The sequence below is a fragment of the Streptomyces sp. NPDC012835 genome (assembly GCF_042900885.1).
Lineage (GTDB): Bacteria > Actinomycetota > Actinomycetes > Streptomycetales > Streptomycetaceae > Streptomyces.
The window spans coordinates 338,281-356,642 of sequence record NZ_JBIBBW010000003.1; the positions used below are offsets into that span (position 1 = coordinate 338,281).

An 18,362-nucleotide genomic window follows, 5' to 3' on the forward strand; every position below is an offset into this window, starting at 1 on the left:
CGGTCTGTCGTCAACTTGGCGCCTGCGACAGACCGCTGAGAATCGCTCCGGAGAGTGGCCCTCAGCCACTCGGTGGGCCGAGCCGGTGGTCGAGTGCGGCACCGACATCGGGGCAGTTCGTACGGATGACGTCGAGGAAGGCGTTCAGTGCCGGGGAACGGTCCCGGGCGCTGAAGGACAGCACCAGATCGGGCAGGGGCGTGCGCGGGGTCACCTCGCAGAGCCACGTGCCCCGTCGTGGGGCCGCCAGCATCCGGGAGGGCCCCAGACCGACACCCACACCGCACGCGGCGAGACCGATGATCGTGTGGATGTCCCTCGCGACGGTCGCGCCGGAGAGCGCCGGGGAGTCCTTCCCCAGCAGGGTCCGCAGCCCGGCGACGACCGCGGGCTCGTCCTCGCCCGGCGCTACGATCAGCGGCTGTCGCCGCAGCCGGTCCACGTCCACCGACGGCTGACCCGCGTACGGGTGCGTGCTGCTCACGACCGCGACCAGGTGGTCGTGCCCGATCGGCACCGATACCAACTGCTCGGCCCCGACGCCCCGTGGCCGGCCGAGGCCGATCGCCACGTCCAGTTCGCCGGCGACGAGTGCGGCCGTGCTGCGGTTGGTCGCCATCTCGTGCAGTTCCAAGCGCACGTCGGGCCGTTCACGGCCGAACCGGCCGAGGACGTCCGGCAGGGGTTCGAGCAGCGCCGAGGCGATGAAACCCAGGCGCAGCCGGCCCGTCTCGCCGCGTGCCGCCCGGGCCGCGTCGACCGAGGCCGCCCTGATCTCGTCGAGCGCCCTGCGCGCCCGGGAGAGGAAGGCCACGCCCGCAGCCGTCGGGAACACCCCCTGGCGGGTTCGATCGAACAAGCGGGCGCCCACCTCCCGTTCGAGGTCGGCGATCTGCTTGGACAGCGGAGGCTGCGCGATGCCCAGCGCACCGGCCGCCCGGCCGAAGTGTTCGTGCTCGGCGAGGGCCAACGCGTACCTCAGATGCCGTGCCTCCACGCCGGCCTCCCGTCATATCCGATAAGTATTGCCGACCAGCTTGTCAGATCTTTCAGTGGATGACCGGGGCCGGGTCGCGTGGAATGCGGTCATGACTGATTCTTCCTCCCCGGGCACCGTCCTCACTGATTCCTCCTCCCCGGGCACCGTTTTCGTCTTCGTGCACGGGGCCTGGCACGGCTCCGGGCAGTGGGCGGCGACGCAGCGCGCACTCGCCGGACTCGGTGCCGCGAGCATGGCCGTCGACCTGCCGGGGCACGGCTTCGACGCACCGCTGCCGAGCGGATACCTCCGGCCCGGCCAGCCGGGCCTGCTGACCGAGAAGTCCGCGCTCGCCGCCGCGACGATGGACGACTGCGCCACGGCCGTGCTGGACACGCTGCGCCAGGCCCGCCACCACCGTCGTGTCGTGCTCGTCGCACACAGCGCGGGCGGCGGCCCCGCGTCACTGGCCGCCGAGCGGGCACCCGAACTCGTCGACGAAATCGTCTACCTCTCCGCCTTCGTGCCGGCGGGACGGCCTCGGTTCTTCGACTACCTCGGCTCACCCGAGAACGCCACGGCACGGGGCCAGAGCCTCAATCTCGGCGACCCCGGGGAACTGGGCGCCGTGCGGATCAACCCGCTCTCACAGGACCCCGCCTACGTCGAGGAGTTGCGGCAGACCCACTACCACGACATCCCCCCGGACCGCTTCGACCGCTGGCGCTCGGCCCTGAGCCCCGATCTGCCGCTGGCGATCCCCACCACCCCGGTCATCGTGACCCCGCAACGGTGGGGACGCGTCCCGCGGACCTTCCTGCGCTGTGCGGACGACCGGGCGCTGCCGGTGGCCGTGCAGGATCTGATGATCGCGGAAGCCGACCGGGCCGTGCCCGGCAATCCGTTCACCGTGCGCACCCTCCCGGGCGGCCACAGCCCGTTCGCCGCCCGGCCCCGTGAGCTCGCCGCGGCTCTGCTTCCATGACTCGCCGCGGCTTTGCTTCCATGACTCGCCGCGGCTTTGCTTCCATGAGCAGCGGACGCCTCGTGCTGCCGGTGGTGCTCAGCGCCACTTTCGTCCAGCTGCTCAACGTCACCGTCGCCCAGGTCGCCGCTCCGGCGATCCAGGCCGGTCTGGGCGCCGGTCCCGGCGCCGTGCAACTGGTCCTCGCCGGATACACCCTGACGTACGCGTGCCTGCTCATCCCCGCCGCGCGGCTGGGCGACCGCTACGGCTACCGCCGGCTGTTCATGATCGGCACCGTGGTCTTCATCGCGGGCTCGGTGGCCGGCGCGTGTGCCCCCGACGCCGCGTCGCTGGTCGCGGCCCGGCTCGTGCAGGGCGCGGGCAGCGGCCTGGTCGCCCCCCAGGTCCTCTCGCTCATCCAAGCCGTCACCCCAGCGGCACGCCGGCCGCGCGCCCTCGGCCTGTACGGCGCCGCCATGGCCGTCGCGTCGCTGGCCGGGCCGCTGATCGGCGGCCTCGTCCTCAGTGCCGACCTCTTCGGCCTCGGCTGGCGGCCGGTGCTGCTCCTCACCGTGCCGGTGGCGCTCGCCTCGCTGGCCGGAGCGACCGCACTGCCCGGCATACGCGGCACGGACGGAGTCCGCGTCGACAAGCTGGGGGCGCTGCTGGTCACCGTGGGAGCCGCCGCGCTGGTCATGCCCCTGGCGCTGGGGCGGGAAGCGGGCTGGCCCTGGTGGACATGGGCGGGTTTCGCCGTGGCCGCGGCCGCCCTCGGCCACTTCGTCCGGAGCCTCCCGCACCGACCTGACCCTCTGATCCATCCCGCGGTGCTGCGTGACCGGTCGGCGCGCAGGGGCACACTGCTGGTGTTCGCGTTCAACACGGGGGTGCCCTCCTTCACCTACCTGCTCTTTCTCCACCTCCAGTCCGCCGTCGGGTACTCGGCGTTGTCAGCCGCACTGACCTCGGCGCCGTTCGCCGCCGCCGCCGTTCTGGGCAGCAGGGCCGCACCCGCTCTCACCCGCCGTCACGGACCGGCGGTGCTCACCACCGCGTCGCTGGTGCTGGCCGGGATGTGCCTGGCACTGGTCCCGCTCGTCGGCTCGACGGGTGGACGCCAGGTGGCACTGCCCGTGCTGGCCGTCGGCGGGGCCGCGTTCGGCGCCTTCACCGCGTCGGTGTTCGCCTTGGTCCTGGCCCAGGTGCACGGCCCCGCGGCCGGTTCGGTCTCCGGGCTGCTGCCCACAGCACAGCAGCTCGGCGGTTCCATCGGAGTAACCGCGGCCGGCCTCGCCTACTACGCCCCCGCCTCCGACGCGGACACCGCGTTCCTGCACGCCATGCTCTACCAGGCCGTCGCCTTCACCGTCACCGCGCTGATCAGCCTCCGGCTCCGCGACCGGCCCGGCCCCAAGGCCCTGAGCGACCACAGCAGTCACAGCAGTCACAGCAGTCGGCGGAGAGGGGCACGTATGCGGCGCACGCCGCCGGACGGCGCAAGGCGCTGCCCGACGAAACCACCGGCAGGCATCCGGGCATCGACATCACCGTCGCTCCTCGACCCGCCACAGGATCAATGAAATGACGGGGGACCTACGCGCGCGCGAGGACCTGGCCGACGGACGCGAGCGTACGTCAGGTCCAGAGCGTCGCGATGAGGATATTGGCCACGGTCAGTCCGCCCACCGCACCGAACAGCGGCTTCGAGGCGGTCTTCTCGTCGCGTTGCACGTACACGACACAGAGGATCACGATCAGGACGGCCATCTTGATGCCGATCTTGATGTTGTTCAGCGTATGACCGTCGGCCTGGTTGAGGCCCACCAGCGCCACCCCGGTGATCAGCATCGTCAGCGCGCCGTGCAGCATCGCCGGGCTGAACCGGGCCGTCCCCGCGCTCATCGACTTCATCTGGGTGAGGAAGCCGCCGAGCAGCGAGGCTATGCCGATGATGTGCAGGGCGACGAAGAGATTGATGAGTACGTCCATGGTTCGGAGCCTATGTGCCGCGACCGGCCGTCCTCGCGACGGGGCAGGGATCGCCGGGAGGGGCGCTGGTTCCGCCCATATCGCCACTCTTCGGTACGGCGGCCCTGGCCGGCCCCTGTCGCGATTCCGGTCGGGCACGCACTCCGGTCGGGCACGCACTCCGGTCGGGCACGCACTCCGGTCGGGCACGGCATTCCGGTCGGGCACGGCATTCCGGTCGGGCACGGCCACAGAATGACGTCACCGCAGTAGCGCGCCGATCGTAAAACCCTCCCGAACTGTCAGCTCCGGGCAATACCGTCCTGACGAGGCCGGATCGTGATCTGGAGGCTTAGCGTCCTTCCCAGAGACACCAGACGGACAGAAGGACGTGGAAGCCCCCGTGGCCGCGCACCGCAAACGTAAACAGCGCCCGCTCTCCGGCCAGGCCGGCCGGACGGCCGCCACTCTCGCGCTCGCCGGAGCCGCCACCGCCACCACGGCGGGCGCCCCCTCGGCCGCGCACGCCGAGCCCCGGCTGACGACGGCGCAGGTCAAGGCCAAGGTGGACCGGCTGTACGAGCAGGCGGAGAGCGCCACCGAGCGGTACAACGGCGCGAAGGTGAAGGCGGACGACGCCCGCGCCTCGCTCACGCGGCTGCGGGACGAGGCGGCCCGCAGGACGGAGCGGCTCAACACCTCGCGTGACCAGCTCGGTTCGATCGCCTCCGCGCAGTACCGCTCCGGCGGCCTCGATCCCGCCGTACAGCTCGCGCTCAGCTCCAAGCCCGAGGAGTTCCTCGAAGGCGCGGCGCTGGCCGAACGGTCCGGCGCCCGGCAGGCCGCGGTGGTCGCGTCGATCCGCCGGGAACTCGGGCAGATCGCCGGGCTGCGCGCGCGGGCCGACAGCCGGGCGGGGAATCTCAGGGCCCGGCAGTCCGAGCTGGCCCGGCACAAGTCGGCCGTCCGGGCGAAGCTGGACTCGGCCCAGCGGCTGCTGGACCGCCTCACCACCGCGCAGCGGGCCCGATACGACCAGCAGAACGCTCCGGGCTCCGACGGGCAACGGGAGCGGGTGGGCGCCGTGCCGGCCCCGAACTCGCGCGCGGCGGCGGCCGTCTCCTTCGCCTATGGAGCGATCGGCAAACCGTATGTGTGGGGCGCCACCGGGCCGGGCTCCTTCGACTGCTCGGGGCTGACCCAGGCCGCCTGGCGCTCGGCCGGGGTCTCGCTGCCGCGCACCACGTACACCCAGATCAGCTCGGGCCGGCGGGTGAGCCGCGATCAGCTCGCCCCCGGTGACCTGGTCTTCTTCTTCTCAGGGGTCAGCCATGTCGGGATCTATGTCGGCGGCGGGCAGATGATCCACGCTCCGCGTCCCGGCTCGGCGGTCCGGCTCGCGCCGATCGACCAGATGCCCTTCGCCGGCGCCTCGCGTCCCCTCTAGAGCGGGCGCGCCCTTCCAAGAGACCCCGCGTCCCGGCTCCGCGTACCTTCCGGAGCACCGGGCGTGGGGCCGCGCCCGCACCGCCATTCGATCCGGGCGCTGGCCCCCGCTTGGGCCCGCCGGGGTGCCCCGCCCTCTCCTCTGATCCACGATGAGCAGCGGGACAGCGCAGAACCGAGGGGGCAGCGAAGGAGGCAAGCCGTGAGACGTGTCACCGCGGTCCGTACGACCGGGCTCCTCGTGGGCTCGCTCTTCGTCCTCGCCCCCGTCGGGGTCACGCCCAGGGGCTGCGGGGACCTCTCCGGCGGCCGGCTGTGCGTCGAGGGCCCGATCGGCGGCACGGGCGGCTTCACCACGCGCTACGTGCAGCGTCCGGGCCGGCCCGAGGTCTCCGTACGGCTCGGCTACCAGCGCAAGGACAACCGGATCACCGCGTTTCCCGGCTGGTTCGGCACCCGGACGACCCGGCACGGCCACGCGGAGCTGTCCGGCGTGATCGACACCGAGCCGGGCGAGTGCGTGCGCGGGGTGCTGGAGGATCGCGGGGGCCGGCTGTACGTCACCCGGTGGCACTGCTCATGAGGTCGGGTGACGGACAGGGCCGGTAGCGGGCAGGGCGGGTTACGGGCAGGGGGGTAACGGGCAAGGCGGGTGGCGGCTCCGCGACGTGCGCCCCGGGGCCGGTCCCGGTGGGCTCAGACGAGTCTGCGGGCTGTCGCCCAGCGGGTGAGTTCGTGGCGGTTGGAGAGCTGGAGTTTGCGCAGCACCGCGGAGACATGCGACTCCACGGTCTTCACCGAGATGAACAGCTGCTTGGCGATCTCCTTGTACGCGTAACCCCGCGCGATCAGCCGCAGCACCTCGCGCTCCCGCTGGGTGAGCCGGTCCAGGTCCTCGTCCACGGGCGGAGCGTCCGTCGACGCGAAGGCGTCCAGGACGAAGCCGGCCAGCCTCGGTGAGAAGACCGCGTCGCCCTCCTGGACCCGGAAGATCGAGTCGACCAGATCGGTGCCGGTGATCGTCTTGGTGACATAGCCCCGGGCGCCGCCCCTGATGACCCCGATGACGTCCTCGGCCGCGTCGGAGACCGACAGCGCCAGGAACCGCACCGGGTTCTCCACGGCGCCCATCAGCGGAGCGCATCGGCGCAGCACCTCCACACCGCCGCCACCCGGCAGATGGACATCGAGCAGCACGACCTCGGGGCGGGTCGCGGTGATCACCGCGACCGCCTGGTCGACATCGGCGGCCTCGCCGACGACTTCGACGCCCGTCAGGTCCGTACGCCCGATCTCGGCCTGGACCCCGGTGCGGAACATCCGGTGGTCGTCGACGAGCACGACCCGCGCGCGGCGGCCGTTCCCGGCCCCGGCTCCCTCCGCGCTTTGTGCCGGGGTGCCCTCGGCCTGTACGCCCTCGCTCATGGTCTCTTCGCCCCTCGCCCTTGTCCCGCCGGCGCCGCCCGCGCGGCGCCGATGCCTCTCCCGGCACAGCTCTGCCCCGTCGCGGCATCATTACCGTACGGTCCCGGCTCGCGCGACCGGAAGTCGCCCGCACGCCGGTGCTCCGCGCGACGCGGTGTCATTCCGCGCGTTCCATCTCCAGCTCGACCTCCGTGCCGCCGCCGGGCGCCGCGCTGAGCCGTGCCGTGCCGCCGTTGCGCCGCATCCGGCCGATGATCGATTCGCGGACGCCCATCCGGTCGGCGGGCACCGCGTCCGGGTCGAAGCCGGGCCCCCGGTCCCGTACGGAGATGAAGACCGTGCGTCCCTCCACCTCGGCGAAGACCTGCACCGCTCCTCCGGCGCCACCGTACTTGGCGGCATTGACCATCGCCTCGCGCGCCGCCTGTGTCTGCGCGACCAGCTTCTCGTCGAGCGGGCAGTCCCCGACGACCACGACCTCGATCGGCACCCCGTGGTGGTCCTCCACCTCCGCCGCGGTCCGCTTGACGGCCTCGGCGAGGGTGCTGGGCTCGTCCTCCTCGTCCTTGCCCGTGCCTTCCGGCCGGTAGAGCCAGGCACGCAGCTCGCGCTCCTGGGCGCGTGCGAGCCGGCGGACCTCGCCCGCCTCGTCGGCGTTGCGCTGGATCAGGGTGAGCGTGTGCAGCACGGAGTCGTGGACATGGGCGGCGACCTCGGCCCGCTCCTGTGCGCGGATGCGCATCAGCCGCTCCTCGGAGAGGTCCTGGGTCATCCGGACGAGCCAGGGCCCGGCGAGCAGCGCCACCCCGGCCACCACGGCGATCGCTCCGGTCAGCACGTTCCCGAACTGGGCGGCCGAGCCGCGCACCACCACGAAGACGGCGAGGCCGAGTCCGACCAGGGCGACGCCCGCGATACTCCGGGCGAGCTGGAGTGCCCGGCGGCTCCTGCCCACCTCGGCCCAGCGGGCCCGGCGCGCGTTGTCCGCCTGGCGCCAGACCAGGACGACTCCGGCGCCTATCAGGAGCGCCGGCCAGATGTAGCGGTCGGCCGCGTTGCGGCCCAGGCTGACATTCCCGATGAATGTGCCGGCGCTGATCACCAGGGCGATCAGCGCGAAGACCTGTCCCTTGTCGGGCTTGCGCAGACGGCGCCGGCCGTCGGGGCTGATCTCGAAGAGGGAGCGCGATTCGGCGGCGGTGCCACCGACGCCGAGCGGGACGACGATCCAGAAGACGGCGTAGAGCAGGGCACCGAGCCCCTGCGCGAAGAAGAAGATGAGGAAGACCATCCGCACCCAGACGACCGGCAGTCCGAGGTGCCCGGCGAGCCCACGCGCCACGCCGCCGAGGAGCCGGCCGTCCGCGCTGCGGTACAGCTTGCGCACCGGCTGCTCCTCCGGCGCGGGTGCACGGGAGGAGGAGGTCGGGGCGGCGCGTGGCGGGGCGGCTGGCATGTCATCGATGGTCACACGGTGGGCCGGGCGGGGGCATCAGGGACGGACCCCTGATCCGACCCTGATCCCTGTCCCCGAGGATGCCCGGGACCAATATCAGGGACAGTCCGGGGTCGGTGCCGGTAGAGCCGCGACGCCCGCGCCCGCACCATGGACGTATGACCCAGCAGCCGTCTCCACCGCCGCCCGCGCCGCCTTCGGCGCCGGGTTCCGCTTCGGGCTCCGCGTTCCCTTCCGCCACGCCGCCGCCCGCGCTCGCGCAGCTGCGGCGCAGCCGCCGGGGAAAGGTGTTCGCCGGGGTCTGCGGCGGGCTGGGCAAGCACTGCGACATCGACCCGGTCGTCTTCCGGATCGTGATCGGCGTGCTGTCGGTGACCGGGGGCGTCGGGCTGATCTTCTACGGCTTCGCCTGGCTGCTGATTCCGCTGGAGGGCGAGGAGGAGAACGAGGGGCGCAGGCTGTTGTCGGGGCGGGTGGACGGCGCTTCGCTGATCGCCGTGCTGCTCGCGCTGATTGGCTGCGGGCTGTTCCTGTCGATGCTGGGAGACAGCGAGACGCTGAGCTTCGCCGCGCTGCTGTCGATCGCGGTCGTGGGGGTCGCCGTGTGGTCCCAGCGCAGGCGCGGCGCTCCGGCGGACCGCGCGCCGTCGGATCCCGCCTCGGCGCACGTGGTCGCGGAGGCTCCACCGGAGACCATGGCGCCACCGGTGCCCGGCAGCCCTTCGTGGTGGCGGGATCCGATCGCCAAGGACGGCCGGGTCGGCCCCGGCGGTTTCGGTCCGCCGGGGACGGACTATCTGTGGGGTCCGGACGGCTCCGGGGTCCAGGCCCAGGCGCAGCCGTGGGGGTGGCACCGGGCGGCCCGGCCGCACCCGGCGCGTCCGCGGGGGCCGCGCGGCATAGCGGGGCTGGTCTTCCTCCTCGCCCTGCTGGCCGCGGGGTTGGGGGCGGGGCTTTCGTGGGAGGGCCGGCCGCTGGGCACGAGCGTGCAGATCGGCCTGGCCGCCGCGCTCGTCGTGTTCGGAGCGGGTCTCGCCGTCAGCAGCTTCCTGGGGCGTACGGGCGCGGGCACGATCCTGCTGGTGGTGCTCACGGCCGGGCTGTTGTCGGGAGCCTCGCTGATACCGAAGGACATCTCGACGCGGTGGAGCGACCGGCAGTGGACGGCGGCCTCGGCCGCCGCCGTCCAGCCCCGTTACGAGCTGAGTACGGGCCGGGGGACCCTGGACCTGCGGGCGCTCACGGTGTCCCGGGGGCAGAGCGTCAGCACATCGGCCAGGGTGGCGGCCGGGCAGCTGCGCGTGGTCGTCCCGGACGGAGTGACCGTGAAGGTGAAGGCCACCGCCGATCTGGGGAATGTGCGGTTTCCCGGGGAGCGTCCCGACGAGGTGACCATCTCCCGGCACCGGACACGGGAGATCACGCTGCCGCCGAGCGCGGGCTCGGCGCGGGCGGGGACACTGGATCTGAACCTCGAAGTGGGCTTCGGCCAGGTGGAGGTGGCTCGTGCCGCGTCATGACTTCACACCGGGCCGGCTGGTCGTGGGGCTGACGGCCCTGGGCGCGGCCGTGCCGTATCTGGGCGACGCCGCGGGCGCCTGGCACACCCCGTGGTATCTGGCCCTGGTCGTGGTCTGGGACGGTCTGTGCCTCGCGGCGCTCGCGTCCTGGGTGAACTACCGCATACGCCGCCGTCGTCCGGCCAGTACGGCGTCCAGTGAGAACACCGGGGCTCCGGCGAGTACGAGCGGCAGCCAGGCCATGAGATAGGGCAGGTCGTTGCCGTAGTAGTAGGGCGTGCTCTGCCAGCTCACCGTCAGCCAGAGGCTGAGCGAGATCAGCACACCGCCGACCGCGGCGAGCCGGGCGAACACCCCGAAGAGAGTCCCGAGTCCGACGGCCAGTTCACCCAGCGCGATGGCCCATCCGAAGCCGGACGGGCTCTTGAGGGCCAGGTCCATCAGAGCGGGGATCGCGGAGTTGTCCCGTACCCCGCGCATCAGCTCCCCGATGGACCCGGTGCCGGTCGCCGCGAGGAAGCCGCTCTGGGTGAGCTTGTCGATGCCCGCGTAGATGAAGGTGACGCCGAGGAAGACGCGCAGCGGGAGCAGGGCGTAGCGTGCGGCGCTCTCGCGCAGGCCGCCCCGGCCACCGCCGCCGACGCCCAGCCCGTAGGTGTCCGTCCGATAGCCATACGTCATCGCTGGTCCGCCTCTCCCCTGTCGGTCCGCGCACAGCCGCGAACACATCAGGACCCCAGTGAACCAGCCCGCACCAAAGTCGAATAACAGTGGACGGAATTCGTTCAGTCGCAGTCAGTTCCGTTGCGGGCGTTCAGGGGGAGCCGGTTCGGTTCCGCGTGGACTCCGGGATGGAAAGGGGTTCTCAGTCCTGCACTTCGACGATCACACGGTTGGTCTCCACCCCGGCCGCCGTCACGACCTGCACCTCGACCGCTCCCGGCTCCACCTCCACCGGGACGGGCACGGTGAGACAGCCGTCCGCCGGGTTGGCGAAGCCGCCCGGGACGGGCACCAACGGGACATGGACGTGGACCGTGCCGATCCGTACGACCATCCGCGCCAGCCGGTCCGGCGTCCCCGCGCCGGGCGGTACGAAGCCGGCGCCCCGGATCTCGATGTCGTCGCCGGTACGAATGGGAGCGTCCAGATCGCCGGCCTCCCTGACCCGCACCACGGACAGGATGACCGGCCGCCCGCCCTCCGCGTACTTCCCGGCGAAGTAGGTGGCGGCGGAGACGACGACCAGGAGCGCCAGCGACCAGGGCAGATCGGGAAGCTGTTCGGGCCGCCGGGCCAGCCGGACCGCGGCGAAGAGCACCGCGACCCCGTTGACCAGGACGTACTGCACATCGGTGAAACCGGCGCGACCGCCGTCGTCGCAGAGCAGATCCGCGAGCCGGGGCCGCTCGGCCCGTACCTTCTGGAGCCGCCGCGCCAGCACCCGTTCGGACACCACGCGGCGTACGGCCACGGCGATGGCGCACACCACGGCCAGCACGGTCACCAGGCCCGCGCCCCGGGCCAGATCGAGTCCGGCGATCAGCGCGTCGCGCCGGTCGTGCCCGGAAGCGCCCGCGAGCTGAAGGGCGAGCACGAGCACCGCGAACACCGCGAACGACACCCAGGCGGAGGCGACGGTCCGCGATGTCGACAGCCGGTTGTCCTCACCGATCAGCGGCGCCAGCAGTCCGCCACGGGCCCGGTGCGCCCTGGCGGCGACGGTCAGCGGCACCGCGACGACCAGCGCGGCCGCCAGCCCCGCCGTGCGCGCGACCGACCAGCCCACTCCGGTCGCGGTGACCGCCTGGGCGAGCGCGAGCACGAGTACACCGCCCCAGACGACCAGCAGGGTGTGCCGCCATACGGCGTGCAGCCAGGCGTCGCCCGCCTCCCGGCCGCGATCGGCCACGGCCCGTGCGGACTGGGTGAGTTCGTCGGACACCCACTGCCGAGAGGCCCCCACCGAGTGCGCGACCGCCCCCGGCAGCCCCTGGCCGGCGGCCAGCTCGTCCCGCTTCAGCAGGAACGCGGCCACCGCCCGCCGATGCCCCTCCCGGGCCCCGTGCGGACAGCCCCCACACGTACAGCCACCGCCGTGCGCGCCCTGCCTCGCCTCCTGCACCGCCACGCCGATTGCCGCCCTTCCCGTCCCGTAGGTGAACTTCCTTGCAACGCAAGGGAATTGTCCCGCACCGAGGGAGAGGTTCGCGGAGTTTGCCCGGCCGGAGCGGGTGACAACATCGTCACGGTGTTGACCCTGCGGGCTCAATCCTCCCTGGAACGAAGCTGATTGATCGCCGTCGGATCGATTCCGATCGGAAATGGTTCTTTCAGCTCAGGTCACCCACGGTGGATACCGGTCGGGACACACCGGTCGGGACACACCGGCGGGACATACCGTGTCCGAGCGGCATACCCGAAGACACGACGACGCCCGGAGACACGGCGACGCCGCCGCTCGGAGAAATGAGCGACGGCGTCGGCGGTCAGCCCTCTGCCGCAGGGCCCATGGAGGGCCGGGAGCCGCAGGGCCGGGGGCCGCAGGGCCGGGGAGGGGTCACTCCCACTCGATCGTCCCCGGCGGCTTGCTCGTCACGTCGAGGACCACGCGGTTGACGTCCGCGACCTCGTTGGTGATGCGGGTGGAGATCTTCGCCAGCACGTCGTACGGCATGCGCGTCCAGTCGGCCGTCATCGCGTCCTCGGACGAGACCGGCCGCAGCACGATGGGGTGGCCGTACGTCCGTCCGTCGCCCTGGACACCCACGGACCGCACGTCCGCGAGCAGGACGACCGGGCACTGCCAGATCTCCCGGTCGAGACCGGCGGCGGTCAGCTCCTCGCGGGCGATGGCGTCGGCCTCGCGCAGCAGGTCGAGGCGCTCGCGCGTGACCGCGCCGACGATACGGATACCGAGGCCGGGGCCGGGGAAGGGCTGGCGCTGGACGATCTCGTCCGGCAGGCCCAGCTGCTGGCCGACCATCCGCACCTCGTCCTTGAACAGCTTGCGCAGCGGCTCGACGAGCTGGAACTCGATGTCGTCGGGGAGCCCGCCGACATTGTGGTGCGACTTGATGTTGGCCGTACCGGTGCCGCCGCCGGACTCGACCACGTCGGGGTAGAGCGTGCCCTGGACGAGAAACGCGACGTCCTCGCCCTCCGCGCCCGCCTCGGCGACGATCTCGGCCTGGGCCTGCTCGAAGACCCGGATGAACTCACGGCCGATGATCTTCCGCTTCTGCTCGGGGTCGGAGACCCCGGCCAGCGCGGCGAGGAAGCGCTCCTGCGCGTCGACCACCCGGAGCTGCACGCCCGTCGCGGCGACGAAGTCCTTCTCGACCTGCTCCGTCTCGCCCTTGCGCATCAGTCCGTGGTCGACGTACACGCAGGTCAGCTGGGACCCGATGGCCTTTTGGACGAGCGCGGCGGCCACGGCCGAGTCGACGCCGCCGGACAGCCCGCAGATCGCGCGCTTCCTGCCGACCTGCTCGCGGATGAGGGCCACCTGCTCGTCCACCACGTTCGCGGTGGTCCAGGTCGGCTCGATGCCGGCGCCCCGGTAGAGGAAGTGTTCCAGGACCTGCTGCCCGTGGGTGGAGTGCAGCACCTCCGGGTGGTACTGGACGCCGTACAGCTTCTTCTCGTTGTCCTCGAAGGCCGCGACCGGGACGACATCCGTCGACGCGGTGACGGTGAAACCGGCGGGCGCCGCGGAGCAGGCGTCGCCGTGCGACATCCATACGGCCTGCTCGGCGGGGGTGCCCTCGAAGAGCGTGGAGTCGGTCCGGGAGACGCGCAGCTCCGTACGGCCGTACTCACGTGCCCCGGTGTTGTCGACGGTCCCGCCGAGCGCCGTCGCCATCAGCTGGAAGCCGTAGCACATGCCGAATACGGGCACCCCGGCCTCGAACAGCGCGCGGTCCACGCTCGGGGCCTGGTCCGCGTAGACGGAGGACGGGCCGCCGGAGAGGATGATCGCCTTGGGGTTCTTGGCCAGCATCTCGGCCACGGGCATCGTGGACGGCACGATCTCGCTGTAGACCCGGGCCTCGCGGACACGGCGGGCGATGAGCTGGGCGTACTGCGCGCCGAAGTCGACGACGAGAACGACGTCGGGGGCGGCGGGGGGTGCTGCTGGCACGGGGCGGCCTTCCGGCGGTGAGATGAGGGTGTTGATGTCTCGATTCTAACGGGGCTCGGTGACGGCCCGGGGACAGCGTTCGGCCCCTGGACGGCCCGCGGGGACAGCCGCCGGTGCGGCCCCCGGTACGGCCCTCCGTACGACGGCCCGGGCGGCGCTTCCCGTCTCACCATCCGAACCCGCGTTACCGGGCCGCGGGACATCGGGTCCATACTGTCCGCATGCGCAAGCACCTGACCTACGTCTTTACCTATGGCACCGGCCCGTCCGGCTGCCATGGTCGTGCTGCTTGAGCTGACAAGCGACTTCCCAGGCGCCCCGGGCCGACAAGGCCCGGGGCGTCTGTCGCGTTCGGGCCCGCGGTCCCTCCCGCCCCGAACCGAAGGACCCCCGCATGACCGTCACGCCGAACACCGCGACCACCACCGCCGCGCCCACCACTGCCGGGGCCGCCACCCCTGACACCGGCGCCCGGACCGAGGAGGCCGCCGCGCTCATCGGCGGCGCACGCGAACGCATCGACGCGCTCGACGACCGGATCATCGGTCTCGTACAGGAACGGATCGCGATCTCGGCGGTGATCCAGGACGCCCGGATCGCCTCCGGGGGCCGCCGGGTCAACCTCTCCCGCGAGATGGAGATCCTCGGCCGCTACCGCGACGCCCTCGGCAAGCCGGGCACGGCACTGGCGATGACGCTGCTGGAGCTGAGCCGCGGCCGCGTGTAGACGCGCGGCGCGCGCGGCGCGGGATGCCCCGGGCCGCGCCCCGGGGTGCCGGGCATCCGCAGACACGTTCGGGCCCCGCTCTCACCCGTACGGCGCGTGACCGCCGTACCCCGCCTTCGTTGAACTGTCCGGGCGCGCGGACACAGAGGAACCAGCGTGGCTCCGCCGGGACGTGCGACGCACTTCGCAAGTGCGCCGTGGGACCTCGTCCCGGCGCTCGTGACCGGTAGGCAGGGGACAGCAGCCCGGTCACACGACGAACGGCCGGCCCCGGGGACGCCCGGAGCCGGCCGTCCGGCTGTTCCGCGCGCATCTCGGGCCCGCGTCGGCTGCGGGCCGTTGACGGTCCGGCGCTCGCGGACCCTGTTCGCCGCCGCCCTTGGGCCCCGGCCGGACTTCGCCACCCACACACGTGACGCACACCACTTAAAGATTCCGTGAAGACGGGTGCAACCATTCACACAGGTCGCAGGTCTTGCATGCGAAACCAACGGCCTCACCCGTGACCCCACGCCGGAGGGCCCAACGACTCCGCACCTCCGATCACCGGCGGTGTGCCGAACTTCGCTGAGGTCTCCATGAAACTCCGCCGCGCCATGGCCGTCGCCGCCGCGACCGCCGTCATCGCCCCCGCCGCGTTCCTCTCCGCTCCGGCCGCTTTCGCGACCGGCGACGCGAGCGCGAAGACCGCCGAGTCGCCCTCGCCCGGCGAGTCCAGCGCCGCCCCGGAGACCTCGGAGCCCGGCGACGCGCCCAGCGGGGGCGCGTCGGAGCCCGCCGGGGAGAGCACGGAGCCCGGCGGCGGCAGCTCAGCGCCGACGGACGGGTCCACCGGGCCGACGGACGGTTCCACGGGCCCCACCGGCGGGGCGACCGCACCGACCGACGGCGCCCCGGGCCCGACCGACGAGGCGCCCGGCCCCGGCCCGTCGAGCACGGAGAGCGGCAAGCCGACCCCGAGCGCCTCGCCCTCCGAGCCCGAGGAGTGCCCGGACGACGAGGACGACGAGGAGGAATTCGCCTACTCGGCGCTGGAGCTGGGGATCAGCGGTCTGCCCGGCAGGATCGTGGCCGGCAGCGGATGGCACCCCTTCACCCTGCGGGCGACCAACACGTCCGACAAGGCTCTCGGCCGGATCGACTGGGCGCTGGCCGTCGCCAACGAGACCGAGTCCATGAGGGACAAGGATCAGCTCGGCACGTACACCACGATCCAGTTCCAGGACAAGAACGGCAAGTGGCTCGAAACCACGGACGACATCATGAGCGGCGTCTACATCGGGGACACCACCCTGGGCGCCAAGTCGTACGTCGATCTCAAACTGCGGCTGAACATCGGGGCCAAGGCCCCGGCGGACGACAGTTACGCGATCGGCCTCGCCTGGTACACGGACGGCGAGACGGACTGCACGTACGGCTCCTTCACCGACTGGGAGTTCGAAGTCCTGCCGGCCGGTGAGCGCAACGAGAACCCGGGCAAGCCCACCCCCGGCCCCACCACCAAGCCCGGCCCCACCACCAAGCCCGGCAACACGAAGCCGCAGGGCGGCGCCAACCCGCTGCCCGTCACCGGCACCCTGGCCGAGACCGGTTCCTCCTCGGTGCTGCCCGTCATCGGAACGATCGGCGGTGTCGCCGTCCTCGCCGGCGCCGGCGTGATGTTCGCGATGAAGCGCCGCCGTGACGGTGACGCCACGGCGTGACCCACAGACGTACGACGTGACGCGCGGCGCCCACGGGCGCCCGCGGCACGCGCGCGAAGAGAGAGGCGCTGCACTCGGAGGGGGGTGCAGCGCCTCTCTTCTGTGTTCCTCGCCCTTCGGTGTTCCTCGCCCTTCGGTGTTCCCCGCCTCTCAGGTCCCGTCCCGCCCCGGGTCGCGCGGCGGCACCTCCGGCACCGCCAGCAACGGCAGTCGCAGCGCGCCGAACGCCTCCGCCGGGACCGCCGGGGCGAGCGGCGGGACCGGGGGCAGGCGGACATAGGGCGGGTCCGCGCTCTGTTCCGGCCTGGGGTCGGGGTCGCCCTTGTTCGGCCAGAAGGACATGGCGCGTTCGGCCTGCGCGGTGATCGTCAGGGACGGGTTGACGCCGAGGTTCGCCGAGACCGCCGAACCGTCGACGACCGAGACGGCGGGATGCCCGTACAGCCGGTGGTACGGGTCGATGACGCCCTCGTCCGCCGAGGCGCCGATGGCGCAGCCGCCCAGGAAGTGGGCGGTCAGCGGCGTGCCCATCAGCTCGCCGACGTTGCTGCCCGCGAAGCCGTTGATCTCCCGCGCGACAAGGGTGGCGGCGCGGGTCGCCTCGGGTATCTGTTTCGGGTTGGGCGCGCCGTGGCCCTGGCGGGCGGTGAGCAGGCCCTTGCCGATGCCGCCCGGTTTGCGGTAGGTCGTCAGGGAGTTGTCCAGCGACTGCATGACCAGTCCGATGATCGTGCGCTCCGACCACTTGCGGTTGGAGAGCGAGCGCAGCAGCAGCAGCGGATGCCGGGCGGCGTTCGCCAGCCAGGCCCGTACCCGCCGTTCGGCATAGGGCACCTGGAGTATGGAGAGGGCGCCCATGGCGTTGGAGCCGCGGCCGTAGCGCACCGGTTCGACGTGGGTGGTGCCGTTCGGGTGGACCGACGAGGTGATGGCGACGCCCCGGGTGAAGTCCGCCTTGGGCGCGCCGTGGCGTGCGCGGTAGCGCCGGTCGTCGGTCTGCGCGCCGACCAGGGCCTCGGAGTTGGTCCGGGTCAGCTCCCCGAGCCGCGCCGAGAGCCCGGGCAGCAGGCCCCGGTCGCGCATGGTGTGCAGGAGGGTCTGGGTGCCGTACGTACCGGCCGCGAGCACGACCCGGGGGGCACGGAAGACTTTTGTACGGCCCTTGCGCCGTCGGTCCGTCGGCACGGTGGTGACGCGAAGGCCGTCCTCGCCGCCGTCCGTGAGGGCGATCACCGAGGTCATGGGGTGGATGACCGCTCCGGCGCGCTCCGCCAGATACAGGTAGTTCTCGGTGAGGGTGTTCTTCGCGCCGTGCCGGCAGCCCGTCATGCACTCGCCGCACTCGGTGCAGGCGCGGCGGGCGGGGCCCGTTCCGCCGAAGTACGGGTCGGGCGCCGGTTCGCCGGGGCGGGCCGTGGCGGTTCCGTCCGCGTCCTCGCCGTCGCCGAAGAAGACGCCGACCGGGGCGAGGTGGAAGCTCTCGCCGACGCCCATCTCCTCGGCGGCGGCCTTGAGATGGATGTCGGAGGGGGTCATGGTGGGGTTGAGGCGTACGCCGAGCATCCGGGCGGCCTGGTCGTAGTGCGGCTTCAGCTCCCGTTCCCAGTCGGTTATGGCCGCCCACTGGGGGTCGTCGAAGAACGCGGCGGGCGGTACGTAGAGCGTGTTGGCGTAGTTGAGCGAGCCGCCGCCGACCCCGGCGCCCGCCAGCACCATGACGTTGCCGAGCAGATGGACGCGCTGTATGCCGTAGAGACCGAGGGCGGGGGCCCACAGATAGTTCTTGAGGTCCCAGGAGTTCTTCGGGAGGGTCTCGCGGGTGAAGCGGCGGCCCGCCTCCAGAACGCCGACGCGATACCCCTTCTCGGTCAGCCGCAACGCTGACACGGCCCCGCCGAAGCCGGAGCCGACCACGATCACGTCGTAGGCGTCGTCGATGTCGTCCTGCCCCTTCCGGGCACGGCTGTCCTGTGACACTGGCTCTCCTCGTTGAGAACTACCGTGGGTGCTGGTCGTGATCCGCCCGG

The 18,362-nt window shown here is 72.3% G+C and carries 15 protein-coding genes; 7 read left to right on the forward strand and 8 right to left on the reverse strand.

The annotated features are described in order from the left end of the window. Positions 1-61 precede the first annotated feature (61 nt). Entirely contained in the window at positions 62-997 is a 936-nt protein-coding gene (locus ACFY6S_RS14800; protein ID WP_388816010.1) for a LysR family transcriptional regulator, read from the reverse strand. A gap of 91 nt (positions 998-1,088) precedes the next feature. Here ACFY6S_RS14800 and ACFY6S_RS14805 point away from each other — a divergent pair, with 91 nt between their 5' ends. Both ACFY6S_RS14805 and ACFY6S_RS14810 read left to right on the forward strand, forming a co-directional pair. Next, positions 1,089-1,964, forward strand: coding sequence for an alpha/beta hydrolase (locus ACFY6S_RS14805; RefSeq protein ID WP_388816013.1), 876 nt, complete (start codon positions 1,089-1,091; stop codon positions 1,962-1,964). Positions 1,965-2,008: 44 nt separating this feature from the next. Further along, positions 2,009-3,526 (forward strand): MFS transporter, encoded by a 1,518-nt coding sequence (locus ACFY6S_RS14810; protein WP_388816016.1) that lies wholly within the window; start codon positions 2,009-2,011, stop codon positions 3,524-3,526. 55 nt (positions 3,527-3,581) lie between these two features. Here ACFY6S_RS14810 and ACFY6S_RS14815 read toward each other — a convergent pair whose 3' ends face one another. Continuing rightward, the gene (locus tag ACFY6S_RS14815) at positions 3,582-3,935 is read right to left on the reverse strand and encodes a hypothetical protein (RefSeq protein ID WP_388816019.1); all 354 of its coding nucleotides are present in this window, start codon (positions 3,933-3,935) and stop codon (positions 3,582-3,584) included. A gap of 382 nt (positions 3,936-4,317) precedes the next feature. Here ACFY6S_RS14815 and ACFY6S_RS14820 point away from each other — a divergent pair, with 382 nt between their 5' ends. Together ACFY6S_RS14820 and ACFY6S_RS14825 are read left to right on the forward strand one after the other, a co-directional pair. Beyond that, on the forward strand, positions 4,318-5,361 hold the full coding sequence (locus tag ACFY6S_RS14820) for an NlpC/P60 family protein (protein WP_388817953.1): 1,044 nt from the start codon (positions 4,318-4,320) through the stop codon (positions 5,359-5,361). A gap of 201 nt (positions 5,362-5,562) precedes the next feature. Beyond that, complete coding sequence (locus ACFY6S_RS14825; protein ID WP_388816021.1) at positions 5,563-5,943, forward strand: hypothetical protein; 381 nt, start codon at positions 5,563-5,565, stop codon at positions 5,941-5,943. A gap of 113 nt (positions 5,944-6,056) precedes the next feature. On the opposite strand, the gene ACFY6S_RS14830 is transcribed toward ACFY6S_RS14825, so the two are convergent. Together ACFY6S_RS14830 and ACFY6S_RS14835 are read right to left on the reverse strand one after the other, a co-directional pair. Continuing rightward, on the reverse strand, positions 6,057-6,785 hold the full coding sequence (locus ACFY6S_RS14830; RefSeq protein ID WP_388816024.1) for a LuxR C-terminal-related transcriptional regulator: 729 nt from the start codon (positions 6,783-6,785) through the stop codon (positions 6,057-6,059). Positions 6,786-6,942: 157 nt separating this feature from the next. Further along, entirely contained in the window at positions 6,943-8,241 is a 1,299-nt protein-coding gene (locus tag ACFY6S_RS14835) for a PspC domain-containing protein (protein WP_388816027.1), read from the reverse strand. A gap of 158 nt (positions 8,242-8,399) precedes the next feature. Here ACFY6S_RS14835 and ACFY6S_RS14840 point away from each other — a divergent pair, with 158 nt between their 5' ends. Next, a complete protein-coding gene (locus ACFY6S_RS14840) occupies positions 8,400-9,761 on the forward strand; it encodes a PspC domain-containing protein (RefSeq protein ID WP_388816031.1) in 1,362 nt (453 codons plus the stop codon). A 156-nt stretch (positions 9,762-9,917) separates the two neighbouring features. Here ACFY6S_RS14840 and ACFY6S_RS14845 read toward each other — a convergent pair whose 3' ends face one another. The 3 genes from ACFY6S_RS14845 to guaA all read right to left on the reverse strand — a co-directional run bounded on the left by ACFY6S_RS14845 (position 9,918) and on the right by guaA (position 13,905). Next, complete coding sequence (locus tag ACFY6S_RS14845) at positions 9,918-10,442, reverse strand: DoxX family protein (protein ID WP_388816034.1); 525 nt, start codon at positions 10,440-10,442, stop codon at positions 9,918-9,920. 184 nt (positions 10,443-10,626) lie between these two features. Further along, positions 10,627-11,892: a hypothetical protein gene (locus ACFY6S_RS14850; protein WP_388816037.1), complete on the reverse strand. Its 1,266-nt coding sequence runs from the start codon at positions 11,890-11,892 to the stop codon at positions 10,627-10,629. A gap of 429 nt (positions 11,893-12,321) precedes the next feature. After that, positions 12,322-13,905, reverse strand: a complete 1,584-nt coding sequence (guaA, locus tag ACFY6S_RS14855; protein WP_388816039.1) for a glutamine-hydrolyzing GMP synthase — start codon at positions 13,903-13,905, stop codon at positions 12,322-12,324. A gap of 394 nt (positions 13,906-14,299) precedes the next feature. Here guaA and ACFY6S_RS14860 point away from each other — a divergent pair, with 394 nt between their 5' ends. Together ACFY6S_RS14860 and ACFY6S_RS14865 are read left to right on the forward strand one after the other, a co-directional pair. After that, the gene (locus tag ACFY6S_RS14860; protein ID WP_388816042.1) at positions 14,300-14,632 is read left to right on the forward strand and encodes a chorismate mutase; all 333 of its coding nucleotides are present in this window, start codon (positions 14,300-14,302) and stop codon (positions 14,630-14,632) included. Positions 14,633-15,186: 554 nt separating this feature from the next. Beyond that, positions 15,187-16,335: a hypothetical protein gene (locus tag ACFY6S_RS14865; RefSeq protein ID WP_388816045.1), complete on the forward strand. Its 1,149-nt coding sequence runs from the start codon at positions 15,187-15,189 to the stop codon at positions 16,333-16,335. Between the two features lie 150 nt (positions 16,336-16,485). Here ACFY6S_RS14865 and ACFY6S_RS14870 read toward each other — a convergent pair whose 3' ends face one another. Continuing rightward, complete coding sequence (locus ACFY6S_RS14870) at positions 16,486-18,312, reverse strand: GMC oxidoreductase (protein WP_388816048.1); 1,827 nt, start codon at positions 18,310-18,312, stop codon at positions 16,486-16,488. Positions 18,313-18,362 lie beyond the last annotated feature (50 nt).

Coding starts and splice junctions, on each gene's coding strand:
- ACFY6S_RS14810 (WP_388816016.1), top strand. CDS start 2,009: ATGAGCAGCGGACGCCTCGTGCTGCCGGTGGTGCTCAGCGCCACTTTC.
- ACFY6S_RS14845 (WP_388816034.1), bottom strand. CDS start 10,442: ATGACGTATGGCTATCGGACGGACACCTACGGGCTGGGCGTCGGCGGC.
- ACFY6S_RS14830 (WP_388816024.1), bottom strand. CDS start 6,785: ATGAGCGAGGGCGTACAGGCCGAGGGCACCCCGGCACAAAGCGCGGAG.
- ACFY6S_RS14805 (WP_388816013.1), top strand. CDS start 1,089: ATGACTGATTCTTCCTCCCCGGGCACCGTCCTCACTGATTCCTCCTCC.
- ACFY6S_RS14815 (WP_388816019.1), bottom strand. CDS start 3,935: ATGGACGTACTCATCAATCTCTTCGTCGCCCTGCACATCATCGGCATA.
- ACFY6S_RS14840 (WP_388816031.1), top strand. CDS start 8,400: ATGACCCAGCAGCCGTCTCCACCGCCGCCCGCGCCGCCTTCGGCGCCG.
- ACFY6S_RS14860 (WP_388816042.1), top strand. CDS start 14,300: ATGACCGTCACGCCGAACACCGCGACCACCACCGCCGCGCCCACCACT.
- ACFY6S_RS14835 (WP_388816027.1), bottom strand. CDS start 8,241: ATGCCAGCCGCCCCGCCACGCGCCGCCCCGACCTCCTCCTCCCGTGCA.